At 60.5% G+C, this 13,983-nt stretch carries 15 protein-coding genes; 12 read left to right on the forward strand and 3 right to left on the reverse strand.

The window, feature by feature from the left end:
* Nucleotides 1-326, forward strand: a 326-nt coding sequence (locus tag BN1130_RS15120) for a LysR substrate-binding domain-containing protein (protein ID WP_232302011.1), incomplete at its 5' end; no start/stop codon positions are given.
* Between the two features lie 107 nt (nucleotides 327-433).
* On the opposite strand, the gene BN1130_RS15125 is transcribed toward BN1130_RS15120, so the two are convergent.
* Both BN1130_RS15125 and ygfZ read right to left on the reverse strand, forming a co-directional pair.
* Nucleotides 434-2,158, reverse strand: coding sequence for an ABC transporter ATP-binding protein/permease (locus BN1130_RS15125; RefSeq protein ID WP_052448241.1), 1,725 nt, complete (start codon nucleotides 2,156-2,158; stop codon nucleotides 434-436).
* Nucleotides 2,159-2,452: 294 nt separating this feature from the next.
* Nucleotides 2,453-3,364 (reverse strand): tRNA-modifying protein YgfZ, encoded by a 912-nt coding sequence (gene ygfZ / locus BN1130_RS15130; RefSeq protein ID WP_042042959.1) that lies wholly within the window; start codon nucleotides 3,362-3,364, stop codon nucleotides 2,453-2,455.
* A 112-nt stretch (nucleotides 3,365-3,476) separates the two neighbouring features.
* Between ygfZ and BN1130_RS15135 the strand changes: the two genes are divergently transcribed.
* The gene (locus BN1130_RS15135; protein WP_042042960.1) at nucleotides 3,477-3,746 is read left to right on the forward strand and encodes an FAD assembly factor SdhE; all 270 of its coding nucleotides are present in this window, start codon (nucleotides 3,477-3,479) and stop codon (nucleotides 3,744-3,746) included.
* A 13-nt stretch (nucleotides 3,747-3,759) separates the two neighbouring features.
* Complete coding sequence (locus BN1130_RS15140) at nucleotides 3,760-4,143, forward strand: protein YgfX (protein ID WP_042043028.1); 384 nt, start codon at nucleotides 3,760-3,762, stop codon at nucleotides 4,141-4,143.
* 101 nt (nucleotides 4,144-4,244) lie between these two features.
* Here the strand turns inward: BN1130_RS15140 and nadB are convergent, their stop codons facing one another.
* Entirely contained in the window at nucleotides 4,245-5,852 is a 1,608-nt protein-coding gene (gene nadB / locus BN1130_RS15145) for an L-aspartate oxidase (protein ID WP_042042961.1), read from the reverse strand.
* 182 nt (nucleotides 5,853-6,034) lie between these two features.
* Here nadB and rpoE point away from each other — a divergent pair, with 182 nt between their 5' ends.
* From rpoE to recO, 9 genes are all read left to right on the forward strand, one after another.
* Nucleotides 6,035-6,616 (forward strand): RNA polymerase sigma factor RpoE, encoded by a 582-nt coding sequence (gene rpoE, locus BN1130_RS15150; protein ID WP_005898862.1) that lies wholly within the window; start codon nucleotides 6,035-6,037, stop codon nucleotides 6,614-6,616.
* A 22-nt stretch (nucleotides 6,617-6,638) separates the two neighbouring features.
* Complete coding sequence (locus BN1130_RS15155; RefSeq protein ID WP_042042963.1) at nucleotides 6,639-7,220, forward strand: sigma-E factor negative regulatory protein; 582 nt, start codon at nucleotides 6,639-6,641, stop codon at nucleotides 7,218-7,220.
* A 41-nt stretch (nucleotides 7,221-7,261) separates the two neighbouring features.
* Nucleotides 7,262-8,242 (forward strand): MucB/RseB C-terminal domain-containing protein, encoded by a 981-nt coding sequence (locus tag BN1130_RS15160; RefSeq protein WP_042042965.1) that lies wholly within the window; start codon nucleotides 7,262-7,264, stop codon nucleotides 8,240-8,242.
* A gap of 60 nt (nucleotides 8,243-8,302) precedes the next feature.
* Nucleotides 8,303-8,764 carry a SoxR reducing system RseC family protein gene (locus BN1130_RS15165; RefSeq protein ID WP_042043029.1) on the forward strand — a complete coding sequence of 154 codons (462 nt, stop codon included), beginning with the start codon at nucleotides 8,303-8,305 and terminating at the stop codon, nucleotides 8,762-8,764.
* Between the two features lie 116 nt (nucleotides 8,765-8,880).
* Complete coding sequence (gene lepA / locus BN1130_RS15170) at nucleotides 8,881-10,674, forward strand: translation elongation factor 4 (protein WP_042042967.1); 1,794 nt, start codon at nucleotides 8,881-8,883, stop codon at nucleotides 10,672-10,674.
* 3 nt (nucleotides 10,675-10,677) lie between these two features.
* The gene (gene lepB, locus BN1130_RS15175) at nucleotides 10,678-11,601 is read left to right on the forward strand and encodes a signal peptidase I (RefSeq protein ID WP_042042968.1); all 924 of its coding nucleotides are present in this window, start codon (nucleotides 10,678-10,680) and stop codon (nucleotides 11,599-11,601) included.
* Nucleotides 11,602-11,603: 2 nt separating this feature from the next.
* Complete coding sequence (gene rnc, locus BN1130_RS15180) at nucleotides 11,604-12,275, forward strand: ribonuclease III (RefSeq protein ID WP_042043031.1); 672 nt, start codon at nucleotides 11,604-11,606, stop codon at nucleotides 12,273-12,275.
* A gap of 58 nt (nucleotides 12,276-12,333) precedes the next feature.
* Nucleotides 12,334-13,239: a GTPase Era gene (era, locus tag BN1130_RS15185; RefSeq protein ID WP_042042970.1), complete on the forward strand. Its 906-nt coding sequence runs from the start codon at nucleotides 12,334-12,336 to the stop codon at nucleotides 13,237-13,239.
* Between the two features lie 14 nt (nucleotides 13,240-13,253).
* Complete coding sequence (gene recO, locus BN1130_RS15190; protein ID WP_042042972.1) at nucleotides 13,254-13,964, forward strand: DNA repair protein RecO; 711 nt, start codon at nucleotides 13,254-13,256, stop codon at nucleotides 13,962-13,964.
* Nucleotides 13,965-13,983: the final 19 nt, after the last annotated feature.

Consider the following 13,983-nt stretch of genomic DNA (forward strand, 5'->3'; position numbering starts at 1 on the left):
CCCCACCTTGGCCAAGGTCGCCAGAGGGTGAGTGGGGGGGCGGGGAGCGGGAGCGCTTTCGCTTCTCGCCGAATGTCTGGTGGGTGGAGGGGGATTGGGGCCTGCTCGAGCTCACCAAGCGCGGCCTTGGCTGGGGATCCGTGCCCCAATATCTGTTGCAGGGGCCCCTGGCCCGGGGGGAGGTGGTGCTCTTGCCGGTGGACTTCCTCGCGCAGCAGAGCCTGGGGCTGGAGCTGCTGTGGCGCCGGGATAGATCCCTGGGGCCCGCTGGCCGCTGGCTCAAGGATGCCCTGGTGAGCCACGCCCGTCAGGTGTTCCGGGACTGAAGGGGGCGTAAAGCCTCGGCCTTGATTGCTGTTGCCCGACAGCGAGGCAGCTCCAAGGGATCGGGGCAGCCTCTGTCATATTTCCCCGTATGGCAAGCCCGGGGCGGCTAAGCGGGTAGCGGCACCGCCACCAGGCTAACAGCGCCCGCTGAGTCAGGGCGGCAGTCGAGATGACGGCCATGCAGGGGCAGCAGGCTGGATCTGTGCGCCACACTGACGAGGGTGGTATCCGGCAGCCGGGTCAGCAGCAGCCGATAGAGCCTGCTCTCGGCGGCCTCATCCAGGGCGCTGCTGGCCTCATCGAGGAACAGCATGCGTGGTTTGTGCAGCAGGGCGCGGCCCAGGGAGATCTTCTGCTGCTCCCCCGGCGAGAGGCGTAGCTGCCAATCCTGCACCTGGTCGAGCTCGGGGAGCAGAGGGGCGAGCAGGCAAAGCTCCATCACCTGGCCTATCTCCTCATCGCCATAGGCACCCTCGGGCTCCGGATAGCAGAGTGCCGCGCGCAGGGAGCCTTGCGGCAGATAGGGGCGCTGGGGCAGGAAGAAGCACTCATGGGCACTCAGGGTGGAGACCTCGCCTCTGGCATGGGGCCAGAGTCCGGCGATAGCTCGCAGCAGAGTCGATTTACCGCAGCCCGAGGGGCCGCTCAGCAGCAGATGCTCACCCCGTTGCAGCACCAGGTTATCAAGATGCAGCAACGGCATGCCGGTCGGCGTCTCGAGGAGGAGATCCTGGATCCGTAATGGCCGTTCGAAGTCCCGATCCGGCGTCAGCTGCAGGGGACTGGGCGTCGGCTGGCTGATGGCCTGCTCGAACTGACCGAGACGGTTGAGGCAGGCCTTCCAGCTCGCCAGCTGATCGAAGGCGCCGATAAACCAGGAGAGGGCACCCTGCACCTGGGCAAAGGCGGAGGCGGTCTGCATCAGTCCCCCCAGACTTATCTGTTTGGCGAAATAGTGGGGAGCGGCCACCAGAATGGGGAATATGGTGGCGAACTGGCTGTAGAAGGTGCTGGCCATGTTGAGTCGCTTGCTGAGCCCCATGATGGAGAACCAGTTATCCCGCACCGCATGAAACTCCCCATTGAGCCGCTGCTTCTCGAACCCCTCCCCCCGTTGCAGGGCGATGGCCTCGGCGTGCTGACGCACCCTGATGAGCCCGAAGCGAAAATTGGCCTCCCTCTGTTGTTGCTGAACGTTGAGCCCGACCAGGGGGCGGCCGAAGCGCCAGATGACCCAGGAGCCCACGAGGGCATAGGCCAGCGCGAACCAGACCATGTAGCCGGGGATGCTCAGGGTCTGGCCCATGAAGGCAAACGTCAAGCTGCCCCCTATGCCCCAGAGGATATGCACGAAAGAGAAGAGGGTGACCAGGCTGGAGAGCAGTCCCAATCCCAGGGAGAGGGCGCCATCGGTGAGAGAGCCCAGATCGTCGGCGATACGCTGATCCGGGTTATCCAGTTCGGCGCTGCGCTCCAGATGCAGGTAGCTGCGCTGCGCCAGCCAGCGATCCAGATAGTGGCTGGTCATCCATAGGCGCCAGCGCATTTGCAGGCCCTGGGTGAGATAGATCTTGTAGACGGCGACCAGAATAAAGGCGATGGCCAGGGCGGCAAAGTGCCAGAGCTGGGTCTTGAAGGTGGCGAAATCGTGGCGCTCAAGGGCGTTGTAGAAGAGGTTGTTCCAGCTGTTGAACCTGACGTTGAGGTACACCATGGCGAGGGTGAGCCCTATGATGGCGCCTAGCTGGGCGAGGGCGTGCCAGCGTTGTTCGGATCGCCAGTAAGGGGTGAGCAGGCGCCAGCTGGTGGCCCAGGAAGAGGTCTTGTTCATGTCGTCACCTTGTGCAGAGAGGGAGGTGTGAAAGCGGGTTTCGATATGGTTTGGAGTCCGGGCCGGGTCACATGGTTCAGGCGAGAATTAATTGCCGCTGAGTTGCAGGGCATGGCGGGCAGGCGAGGCGTGCAGAGGGAGTGTGTGTTAGGGGCAGTCTATGAGCCACCCTGGGCGAGCGTCCTTTGCGGGCCAGGTGGTGAGTCCGTCAAAGGATCGGTCGGGGCGGGCAGGGAGGCGGTCAGCCAGTAAAAAGGCCCGCTGAGGGGCCTTGGCAAGCGAGAGGGGGGCCGCTTAATCTTCCAGCGAGTAGGGCAGGGGCTGAAGGTGCAGGCGTGAGCCTTCTTCCTGCTTGAGGCGATAGACGGCGTCGGCCTCGGTATCCTTGGGCAGCACGGCGGTGAGCCAGACTCGGCCATCCTGCTGCCAGGCATTGAGCACCAGGCCGCCACGGCGCCAGTTCTCGCCCAGTTGCAGCTCCAGGGTGTCGCCGCTCGCCACAGGGGCTGTCGCCTCACCGGCCAGCACGAACAGAGAGCGATTGCTGGCACCGCGATACTTGGCGCGGGCCACCGTCTCCTGACCCATGTAGCAACCCTTGGTGAAGCTGATGCCGCCCAGGGCCTGCAGGTTGATCATCTGGGGAATGTACTCCCCCTGATGCACCGCCTCCAGATGGGGAATACCCGCCTGGATATCCAGTGCCCACCAGAGGGCGGGTTCGCCCTTGGGCAAGGTCAGGGCGGGATCCTGCTCGCACACCAGCAGCCAGCGATCGGTGGCGACCCGCACCGCCATGCCCTGGGGGATGAGGCCGGTCTCGCCGAGGCCGAACTGGGTGGCGACCCAGCCATCTGTGCCCGTGCCTGCGATGGCCAGACTTGTCCAGTCGCTCTGCTGGATATCGACCTTGGCGAACACGGCAAATTTCTTCAGCTCCGGCAGCTGGCGTGCCAGCAGAGATCGCTTGGTTTGCAGCAGCAGGCTGTCGGTCAGGCAGTAGAGGCGAAAATCCCCCCACAGCTTGCCCTTGGCATCGCAATGGCCACCCAGGCTACTCTGCCCCGGCGCCAGGGCGCTGACATCACAGGTGACCTGACCTTGCAGGTACTTGACTCTGTCCTCGCCCGTAAGGCGGACAACAGCGTAATCGGTCAGGGAGAATTGGGTTGGCTCGGCCGGGAAAACAGGGGGTTGCAGGCTCACGATCGCATTCCTGAGACAAAAGTATGTGACCTGCATGGTAAAGACGTAAGGAATGTTTGTCAGCCGGAAAATCCTGCTGTTACCATCCACGGGTCTTTGTAAGGAGAGTGCCATGTTGAGCCCTATCGAGAAATCCCGCCTGAAGTGGGCCTGCCGTCGCGGCATGCTCGAGCTGGATGTGATCTTTATGCCGTTTTTTGAACACGAGTTCGACAGCCTGAGCGAGCCCGATCAGCTGACCTTCATCCGCCTGCTGGAGAGCGATGACCCTGATCTGTTCAAGTGGTGCATGGGCCATGGGACACCGGATGATCCGGCCTTTGCCGCCATGATCCCGCTGATCCTCCGGCGCAATCAGGCCCGTCACGACGCCCAGCGCTGAGGCCTGAGTGCAGATCCCCGTGACCGTCTCCCGGCGCCAGCAGCTCTGTCTGCTGGCGCTGTTTTTATTGCTGCTCTGGCCCGTCTCGTCGCTGATCCAGGGCGGATTATGGGGGCTGTTTCTGCCGTGCTGGCTGCTGGGGTTGGGGTTGGCACAGCGTCAGGCCCACCAAACCCAGGGAGCCTTGCGGTGGGAGGGGGAGTGGCTCCATTGGCAGGGGCAGCGTTACCGGATTGGGCCGCGCAGCTGCATCTTGCCCGGCGCCCTTTGGCTACAGATACTGGGAGAGCGGGGTGGGCAGGCTCGCCTCTGGCTGTTCGCCGATGCCCTGGCCCCCGAGCACTACCGTGCCCTGGCCCGGGCCGTGCACTTCCATCCAGGGCGCAAGGGGCAGTAGCGAGGGGAGGGGCTGTCAGCCTGGTTATCAAGGCACAGAGGGTGGCCGCTCTCCCATAACAACAGACCCCGCACGCGGCGGGGTCTGTTGTGATGGCGGGGTCAATCCCTGTCCGGGGTCAACACGGTTGGCTTGGGGTTGGGCTTCAAATCAGGGAAGTCCAGGTTGTAGTGCAGGCCGCGGGACTCTTTGCGCTGCATGGCGCAGTTGACGATGAGTTCGGCTACTTGCAGCAGGTTGCGCAGCTCCAGCAGGTTGTTGGAGACCCGGAAGTTGGCGTAGTACTCCTGTACCTCCTGCTTGAGCATGTCGATGCGGCGCTTGGCCCGCTCGAGCCGCTTGTTGGTGCGCACTATGCCCACATAGTCCCACATCATCAGCCGCAGCTCGTGCCAGTTGTGCTGGATAACCACCTGCTCGTCGGAATTGTCCACCAGGCTCTCATCCCAGGCAGGCAGGCTCGGTGGCTCCACGCTCATCGGCAGTTTGGCCAGGATATCGGCGCCCGCCTGGTGGGCATAGACCACGCATTCGAGCAGGGAGTTGGAGGCCATGCGGTTGGCACCGTGCAGCCCGGTATAGGTCACTTCGCCGATGGCATAGAGACCGGGAATGTCGGTCTGGCCATTGTTGTCTATCATGACGCCACCACAGGTGTAGTGGGCGGCAGGGACGATGGGCATCGGCTCTTTGGTGATGTCGATGCCGACCGCGAGGCAGCGATCAAAGATGGTCGGGAAGTGCTTGATGATGAAATCGGCCGGCTTGTGGCTGATGTCCAGATACATGCAGTCTGCGCCCAGGCGTTTCATTTCATGGTCGATGGCACGGGCGACGATGTCCCGCGGTGCCAATTCGGCCCGCTCGTCGAAATCCTCCATGAAACGGCTGCCGTCCGGGCGGCGCAGATAGGCGCCTTCGCCACGCAGTGCTTCGGTCAGCAGGAAGTTCGGATCGTCCGGATGGAATAGGCTGGTGGGGTGGAACTGGTTGAACTCCAGATTCGCGACCCGGCAGCCGGCGCGCCAGGCCATGGCGATGCCATCCCCCGAGCTCACATCCGGGTTGGAGGTATATTGGTAGACCTTGGAGGCGCCCCCCGTGGCCAGGGCCACGAAGCGGGCGCGGATCACCTCGACCTGTTCGGCGTTGCGGTTCCAGACGTAGGCACCCAGCACCTTGTTGCCCGGCAGGCCCAGCTTGCGGGTGGTGATGAGATCGACCGCATTGAAGCGCTCCATCAGCTGGATATTGGGATGAGCCCGTACCTGATCGACTAGTGTGGTCTGCACCGCCTTGCCGGTGGCATCGGCGGCGTGGAAGATGCGGCGATGGCTATGGCCCCCTTCCCGGGTCAGGTGATAGTGGGACTCGCCGTGGTCATCTTCTTCCTGATCGAAGGGGACGCCCTGCTGGATCAGCCACTGGATGGAGTCGCGGGCATGGCGGGCGGTGAACTCGACGACACCGGGGTCACACAGGCCTGCGCCTGCGTTGAGGGTGTCACTGACGTGGGACTCGATGCTGTCGGTTTCGTCAAACACGGCAGCGATGCCTCCTTGCGCATAGAGAGTGGCCCCCTCACTGATGGGCCCCTTGCTCAGAACCAGGACTCTTGCCTGATCGGCCAATCGCAGCGCGAGAGACAAACCGGCGGCACCGCTGCCAATGATGAGAACGTCGCAAAGGTATTCAACACTTGCTTTCATAAGTATCATTGGCCTGGATAAAGAACTGGCACCATGGTAGCCCAAGCAAGGGTAACGGTGCAGCACGCATCACTTTTTTTTCAACTAAAGCGAACTTTCTCTGATTCTCCCTGTCTGAACTTGTGCGCTTAGGAAGGGCCGGAAAAGAAAAACGATAACCTTAATGGGGGTCTTACGGCCTGATGAGCGACCAGAATTTACTGGACGAACAACTGGTTGAGCGAGTCCAACGTGGCGATAAAAACGCGTTCAACCTGTTGGTAAAGAAATACCAACACAAGGTGGTCAACCTGGTAGCCAGGTATGTCAATAATCCGGGCGATGTGCCGGATGTAGCGCAAGAGGCGTTTATCAAAGCCTATCGGGCGCTGCCGACATTCCGTGGCGAGAGTGCCTTCTACACCTGGTTGTACCGAATTGCCGTCAATACGGCCAAGAATTACATCACCTCCCAAGGGCGCAGGCCGCCCAGCAGTGACGTGGAGGCTGACGAGGCAGAATACTACGCTGGTGGAGAAGCCCTGCAAGAGGTCGCCACCCCGGAGAATCTGGCACTGACCGACGAGATAAAACGGACAGTGTTTGCCGCCATAGAGGCGCTGCCTGAGGACTTGAGGACAGCTATCACCCTTCGTGAATTGGAAGGGCTGAGCTATGAAGAGATTGCAGAAATCATGGATTGTCCTGTGGGTACGGTGAGATCCCGCATCTTCAGGGCGAGGGACGCAATCGATAAAAAGCTGAAACCTCTGACTGAGAATTAAACTGGGGAAGACAGGTTAACTTATGGCAAATAAACAGCAAATCTCGGCCCTGATGGATGGTGACCTGAGTGATGTACAGGAACTCGACTTCTTGGCGATGGATGCCGAGTCGCGGGATACCTGGAGCCGTTACCATCTGATCGGTGATGCCATGCGGGGAGATCTGCCGCTCAATCTGCAGCTGGATCTCAGCGACAAGATAGCCTTGGCACTCGATGAGGAGCCTACCGTATTGGCTCCGATCGCGGCACCTGTTCAGCCGGTGCGGCAACCCGGTCGCGTCATCCCCTTCCTGCGCCGCGCGGGCCAGCAATTTGGTCAGTATGCCATTGCCGCCTCGGTCGCCGCTGCCGTCATCTTTGGGGTGCAGCAGTATCAGGGTCAGGATCCTGCCATGCAGACCAATCCTGTGCTGAACACCATACCCGTCGGCGGCAGTGCCGCACCGGTAAGCGTTCACTACGCCCAGGAGGGTGACCGAGCAAGTCGTCAGCAAACATTGAACGAGCAGCAGATGAATGAGCAGCGGGCGCGTATCAATGCCTTCCTGCGCGATCACCAGTTGCAGCAGCGCTTGTTGCAAGACAAGCAGGTTCAGGAATAAGGGCCTATCCGCCATCACCCTCTTCTCTCAGGAATGCTAACGTGCGCCAGTCCAGCCGTATCCTGCTGGCATCTGTCCTGCTGATTTGTGCCAAGGCCTCGGCCGACGAAATGTCGGCCGAGGCCTTGTTGCAGCAGATGCAGAGTGCCTCTACCCAACAGAATTTCGAACTCTCCATGGTCAAGGCGAGGCAGGGGCGGATCGAACCGCTCCGGATCAGCCACGCCATCATTGATGGCAAAGAGGTGGCTCATCTGAGCTATCTGGATGGCAAGGCGGTGGAGTACCTGCAGCGCCAAAATGAGTTCACCTTCTTCGAGAACACCCACGAACCCTATACCCTCAAAGGCGGTCGCTTCCCCGGTATCTGGTCCACCCTGGTCAGCATGCCGCTGGCACGGGTGCTGGGTAGCTATGATCTGGTGGTCGCCGGTCGCAGCCGGGTGGCAGGTCGTGTCTCCCAAGTGATCCGCATGGTGCCCAAGGAAGCGGACAAGTACGGCTTCGTGCTCTGGCTCGATGAAGAGAGCCACTTGCTGCTGCGTGCCGACATGATCGACAAGGAGGGTAACCTGGTCGAGCAGGTGCTGGGGGTGGATCTCGATCTGATGACGACGCCATCCCCCTGGTTGGTGACCCTGGCCAGCAGCCAGCTGCCTCAGGCGTTGGCGTTGGAGGATGCCTATCCGGCTCCCCAGCAGACCCTGAACTGGCAGATCACCTGGTTGCCAGAGGGCTTCAAGGTACTCTCTCAGGACAAGCATCAGTTGGTGACCACCAGTACCCCGGTCGATTACATGATGCTCTCCGATGGTCTGGTCGATCTCTCCGTTTACGTGGTCCGGGTCGATCCCAAGCAGGCGGTGCGTCAGCAACTCATCCGCCAGGGGGCAACCTCTCTGGTGAGTTTCGTCAACGATGTCGGGGTCGAGATCACTGTGGTGGGTGAGGTTCCGGCCGATACCGCCAAGCGTATCGCCGAGTCGGTGCGCCCGCTGACCCGCAACGAGACAGTGCAGTAGGCGTGCTGATGACGTATGGTGGGCGGGATCAGAGAAGAGAGGACGTTAACCTTGGATGAGATGAGCGAAGAGGTGGCGACAGTGGTCGCCATTGACGAACAACACATCTGGGTTGAGTGCGAGCGGCGTTCCGCCTGCAGTGGCTGCCAGCAGCAGTCCAACTGCGGTACCGGGACGGTTGCCAAGGCCTTTCCCCTACGTCAGCAACGGATCCGGGTACCGAGAACCATGACGCTGGCGGTGGGTCAGCAGGTGCGGCTCGGCATCCCTCAGCAGAGTCTGCTGCGTGGTGCCGCCCTGGTGTATGTGTTGCCCCTGTTCTGTCTGCTCGTCGGAGCCTTGCTCGGCCAGCTTTGGTTGGCCCCCCTGCTTGAGGGAGGCGAGGGCATCACCATTCTCAGCTGCCTGGGGGGAGGTGCCCTGGGATTCCTGCTGGTTCGCTTCTATTCAAACCGTCTCGACCAGGGGGCTTACGGTCCCCGCATTTTGGGCGCGGTACTCACCACTCGCACCCTGTCATAACCATGTTGGCCAGCACCTGGCCTACCCGCCGACTAAAGATTGGCCGTTTAGCGGGTTATCCAGTAAAATCCTGCCTCCATATCCGGCCCTAACCTAATTTGAGTGATCCCTGCTCGATGAAATACATTCGTAACTTTTCGATTATTGCGCACATAGACCACGGTAAATCGACCCTGTCGGACCGTCTGATCCAGACTTGTGGCGGCCTGTCCGACCGTGAGATGCAGGCTCAGGTGCTTGACTCCATGGACCTGGAGCGCGAGCGCGGCATTACCATCAAAGCGCAGAGTGTGACCCTGAACTACCAGGCTCAAGACGGTAACACCTACCAGCTGAACTTTATCGACACCCCGGGTCACGTGGACTTCTCCTATGAGGTATCCCGCTCGCTGGCTGCCTGTGAAGGTGCACTGCTGGTGGTCGATGCCGGTCAGGGGGTTGAGGCACAGACTCTGGCCAACTGCTACACCGCCATGGAAATGGCGCTGGAAGTGGTGCCAGTGCTCAACAAGATAGACTTGCCTGCCGCCGAACCCGAGCGGGTCGCCGAAGAGATCGAAGATATCGTCGGCATCGACGCCATGGAAGCGGTGCGTTGCTCCGCCAAGACCGGCCTCGGGGTCGATCTGGTGCTCGAAGAGATCGTGGCCCGTATCCCGCCTCCCGAAGGAGATCCCGATGCCCCGCTGCAAGCGCTGATCATCGACTCCTGGTTCGACTCCTACCTGGGCGTGGTTTCTCTGGTGCGCGTCAAAAACGGCTCACTCAAGAAGAACGACAAGATCAAGGTGATGAGCACTGGACAGGTGTGGGGCGTGGATCGCATCGGCATCTTCACTCCCAAGCAAGTCGACACCCAGGGTCTGGGTTGCGGCGAGGTAGGTTGGGTGGTGTGCGGCATCAAGGACATCCACGGCGCCCCCGTCGGCGATACCCTGACCCAGGCCAAGAATGGTGCCGACAAGGCGCTGGCAGGCTTCAAGAAGGTCAAGCCGCAGGTTTATGCCGGTCTGTTCCCCATCTCCAGCGATGACTATGAGTCATTCCGTGATGCGCTCGACAAACTCTCCCTGAATGACGCCTCCCTGTTCTTCGAACCAGAGAGCTCGACCGCGCTGGGCTTTGGCTTCCGCTGTGGCTTCCTTGGCATGCTGCACATGGAGATCATCCAGGAGCGCCTGGAGCGGGAATACGATCTGGAGCTGATCACCACGGCACCGACCGTGGTTTATGAGATAGAGCTGAACAACGGCGAGACCATCCACATCGACAGCCCGGCTGCGATGCCTGCCTTGAACAACATCAAGGAGATGCGCGAACCTATCGCCGAGTGCAACATACTGCTGCCGCAGGCGTACATGGGCAACGTCATCACCCTCTGTATCGAGAAGCGTGGCGTGCAGACCAACATGGTTTACCACGGCAACCAGGTGGCGCTGACCTATGACATCCCCATGGCGGAAGTGGTGCTCGACTTCTTCGACCGCCTCAAGTCTACCAGCCGTGGCTACGCCTCCCTGGATTACGGCTTCAAGCGCTTCGAAACCTCCGACATGGTGCGCCTCGACATCATGATCAACGGCGATCGCGTCGACGCCCTGGCCATCATCACCCACAAGGAGAACGCCCAGTATCGCGGTCGCCAGGTGGTGGAGAAGATGCGTGAGCTGATCCCGCGCCAGATGTTCGATATTGCCATTCAGGCCTCTATTGGCAGCCAGATCATCGCCCGCAGCACCGTCAAGGCGTTGCGTAAAGACGTGACTGCCAAGTGCTACGGTGGCGATGTGAGCCGGAAGAAGAAACTGCTGAACAAGCAGAAAGAAGGCAAGAAGCGGATGAAGTCCATCGGTCGTGTCGACGTGCCGCAAGAGGCCTTCCTCGCTATTCTCCACGTAGGAAAGGATTAATCGATGGCAAGTACGTTTTCCCTGATCCTGGTCATCGTCTGTGCGGTGACCGGCATTATCTGGTGTATCGACAAGCTGGTGTGGTCCAAGCAAAGGGCCGCCAAGATTGCCATGGCCCGTGCCCACGGCGGTGCAGGACTGGATGAGAAGACCCTCGCCAAGGTGGCGCCGGTGCCGGTATGGATAGAGCAGACGGCGGGGATCTTCCCCGTCATCACCCTGGTGCTGATACTGCGCTCCTTCTTGTTCGAGCCGTTCCAGATCCCGTCGGGCTCCATGATGCCGACCCTGCTGGTGGGCGACTTCATCCTGGTGGAGAAGTTTGCCTACGGCCTCAAGGATCCGGTCAGCAACACCAAGTTCCTCGAAACCGGTGAACCACAACGCGGCGATGTGGTGGTATTCAAGTATCCGCTGGATACCCGGATTGACTACATCAAGCGAGTGGTCGGCATGCCCGGCGATCGGGTCATCTATCGCAACAAGCAGATCATGATCCGTCCCAAGTGCGAGGAGCAGGCAGGGAAAACGTGCCCGGGTTTCAAGAAGCTCGATGTCAGCTTCGACCAGCGTGGGGAATTCAGCCAGATGGGTATCCCCCTGGATCGCTTTACCGAGCAGTTGGGTAGTGTGAGCCACGATACCCTGCGCAACCCCCTGATGCCGGATCTGGTGGATCGCTACTATCGCCAGCCCGGTACCTACCCGGATGAATGGGTCGTACCAGAGGGTCACTACTTCGTGATGGGCGATAACCGTGACAACAGTACCGACAGCCGTTTCTGGGGCTTCGTGCCCGAGCAGAATCTGGTCGGCAAGGCGGTTGCCATCTGGATCAGTTTCGAATTTGAGCGCGACGAGAGCTCCTGGCTGCCAAGCTGGGTGCCGACCGACGTGCGCTTCAACCGCATCGGCGGAATAAAGTAATGATGAATATCAAGATGAACAGACTGCAGTCCCGTCTCGGGCATGTCTTTTCGGACAAGGATATGTTGACCCGCGCCCTGACCCACAGAAGCGCAGGATCCCGCCACAACGAGCGTCTGGAGTTCCTCGGGGACTCCATCCTCAGCCTGGTGATTGCGGATGCGCTCTTCCACCGCTTCCCGCAAGCGGCGGAAGGGGATCTCAGCCGGATGCGTGCCACCCTGGTGCGCGAGAAGACCCTGGCCGAACTCGGCCGCGAGTTCGAGCTTGGGGATCACCTGATCCTGGGGCCGGGCGAGCTCAAGAGCGGCGGTTATCGTCGTGAATCCATCTTGGCCGATACGGTCGAGGCGATGATAGGCGCCGTCTATCTGGATACCGATCTCGAGGCGGTGCGGACCTTGTTGCTGAGCTGGTATGCCAGCCGCCTGGACGAGATAAAGCCGGGCATAGAGCAGAAGGATCCCAAGACCCGCCTGCAAGAGATACTGCAGGGAAGCCGCAAATCCTTGCCGACCTACACTGTGACCAAGGTCAAGGGTGAGGCGCACAATCAGGAGTTCACCGTGCACTGTGAGGTGGATGGCCTGGATGAGCCACTTATTGGGGTCGGCACCAGCCGCCGCAAGGCCGAGCAGGCCGCGGCGCAGCAAGCACTGGAAAGACTGTCATGACTGCTATTGATGCAAGAGGCTGCGGTCATTCAACACAACAGGCACTGGAAAAACTGTCATGACGGATACAGATACCACTTACTGCGGCTTTGTCGCCATCGTGGGCCGCCCCAACGTGGGCAAGTCCACTCTGCTCAACAAGCTGCTTGGCCAGAAGGTGAGCATTACCTCGAAGAAACCCCAGACCACCCGTCACCGGATTTTGGGGATAGACACCGAGGAGAACTATCAGACCATCTTTGTGGATACCCCGGGTCTGCACATCGAAGAGAAGCGGGCCATCAACCGGCTGATGAACCGTGCCGCCACCAGTTCTCTGGGGGACGTGGCCATGGTGGTGTTCATGGTCGACGGCACCCACTGGACCAAGGATGACGACATGGTGCTTGGCAAGCTGCGCCATCTGCCCTGTCCCGTGGTGCTGGCGGTCAACAAGATAGACAACGTCAAGGACAAGGAAGACCTGCTGCCCCACCTGGAGTGGCTCGGTCAGCAGATGAAGTTCTCCCATATCCTGCCCATCAGTGCCGAGAAGGGCACCAATGTGGAGAAGATCCGCGAGTGGGCCAAGGATCTGCTGCCGGAAAACGTGCACTTCTTCCCGGAAGATTACGTGACAGACCGTTCGTCCCGCTTCATGGCCTCCGAGATCATCCGTGAGAAGCTGATGCGCTTCACCGGCGAGGAGCTGCCCTACTCGGTGACCGTGGAGATAGAGCGCTTCAAGGTCGAAGATAACGGTATCTACTACATCAATGGCGTGATCCTGGTGGAGCGCGATGGCCAGAAGAAGATGGTCATCGGCAACAAGGGTGAGCGGATCAAGACCATAGGCACAGAAGCGCGCATCGACATGGAACGCCTGTTCCAGAACAAGGTGCACCTGGAGCTCTGGGTCAAGGTCAAGTCGGGCTGGGCCGATGATGAGCGCGCCCTGCGCAGCCTTGGCTATGGTGATGATTAAGTGGTGATGATCGATTGCTGACACCGGCCTTCGTTATCCACAGTCGGCCCTATCGGGAGACCAGTCAGCTGGTCGAGGTATTTACCCAGGATAGTGGCCGATTTACCCTGGTGGCTCGCGGTTCTCGCGGGCCGCGTTCCCCTCTAAAAGGGCTGCTGCAGCCGTTCTCCCTGCTCACCATTGCCTGGCGTGGCAAGGGGGATCTCAAAAACCTGACCGCAGTCGAGTGCCCGGACTACTCCCTGCGTCTGAGCGGCGACCTGCTGTTCTACGGTCTCTATCTCAACGAGCTGGTCTACTACCTGCTCGAAGCCCACACCCCCTTTCCCGAGGTGTTCGATGGCTATGCCCGCGCGTTGATGGCGCTCACCGATGGCGAGACCCCCGAGTTGCCCCTGCGTCGTTTCGAGTTTCTGTTGCTGCAATCCCTCGGCTATGCGGTGGATTTTGAATATGCCGCCGACGATGAGAGCATCATAAGGCCCGAGTTATTGTATGGCTTCGAGCGCGAACTCGGTTTCGTGGCTTGCGAGCGCACGGCAGATCCCCGTACCCTGTTCCTCGGCGCTCACCTGCTGGCCTTCGCCGAGGGGCGTTTCGATAGCCCGGCACTGTTGCAGGCGGCCAAACGGTTCAGCCGCCTGGCGCTGCAACCCTACCTGGGAAAGCGGCAACTCAAGAGCCGGGAGCTGTTTATCAAGCGAAAGAGTAGCGTCTCGGCCTGAGGGATCATGGACTCTGTTC

This window comes from Aeromonas rivuli, from assembly GCF_000820045.1.
Classification (GTDB): domain Bacteria; phylum Pseudomonadota; class Gammaproteobacteria; order Enterobacterales; family Aeromonadaceae; genus Aeromonas; species Aeromonas rivuli.

Coding starts and splice junctions, on each gene's coding strand:
- BN1130_RS15125 (WP_052448241.1), bottom strand. CDS start 2,158: ATGAACAAGACCTCTTCCTGGGCCACCAGCTGGCGCCTGCTCACCCCT.
- BN1130_RS15135 (WP_042042960.1), top strand. CDS start 3,477: ATGTTGAGCCCTATCGAGAAATCCCGCCTGAAGTGGGCCTGCCGTCGC.
- nadB (WP_042042961.1), bottom strand. CDS start 5,852: ATGAAAGCAAGTGTTGAATACCTTTGCGACGTTCTCATCATTGGCAGC.
- rpoE (WP_005898862.1), top strand. CDS start 6,035: ATGAGCGACCAGAATTTACTGGACGAACAACTGGTTGAGCGAGTCCAA.
- BN1130_RS15155 (WP_042042963.1), top strand. CDS start 6,639: ATGGCAAATAAACAGCAAATCTCGGCCCTGATGGATGGTGACCTGAGT.
- BN1130_RS15165 (WP_042043029.1), top strand. CDS start 8,303: ATGAGCGAAGAGGTGGCGACAGTGGTCGCCATTGACGAACAACACATC.
- lepA (WP_042042967.1), top strand. CDS start 8,881: ATGAAATACATTCGTAACTTTTCGATTATTGCGCACATAGACCACGGT.
- lepB (WP_042042968.1), top strand. CDS start 10,678: ATGGCAAGTACGTTTTCCCTGATCCTGGTCATCGTCTGTGCGGTGACC.
- rnc (WP_042043031.1), top strand. CDS start 11,604: ATGAATATCAAGATGAACAGACTGCAGTCCCGTCTCGGGCATGTCTTT.
- era (WP_042042970.1), top strand. CDS start 12,334: ATGACGGATACAGATACCACTTACTGCGGCTTTGTCGCCATCGTGGGC.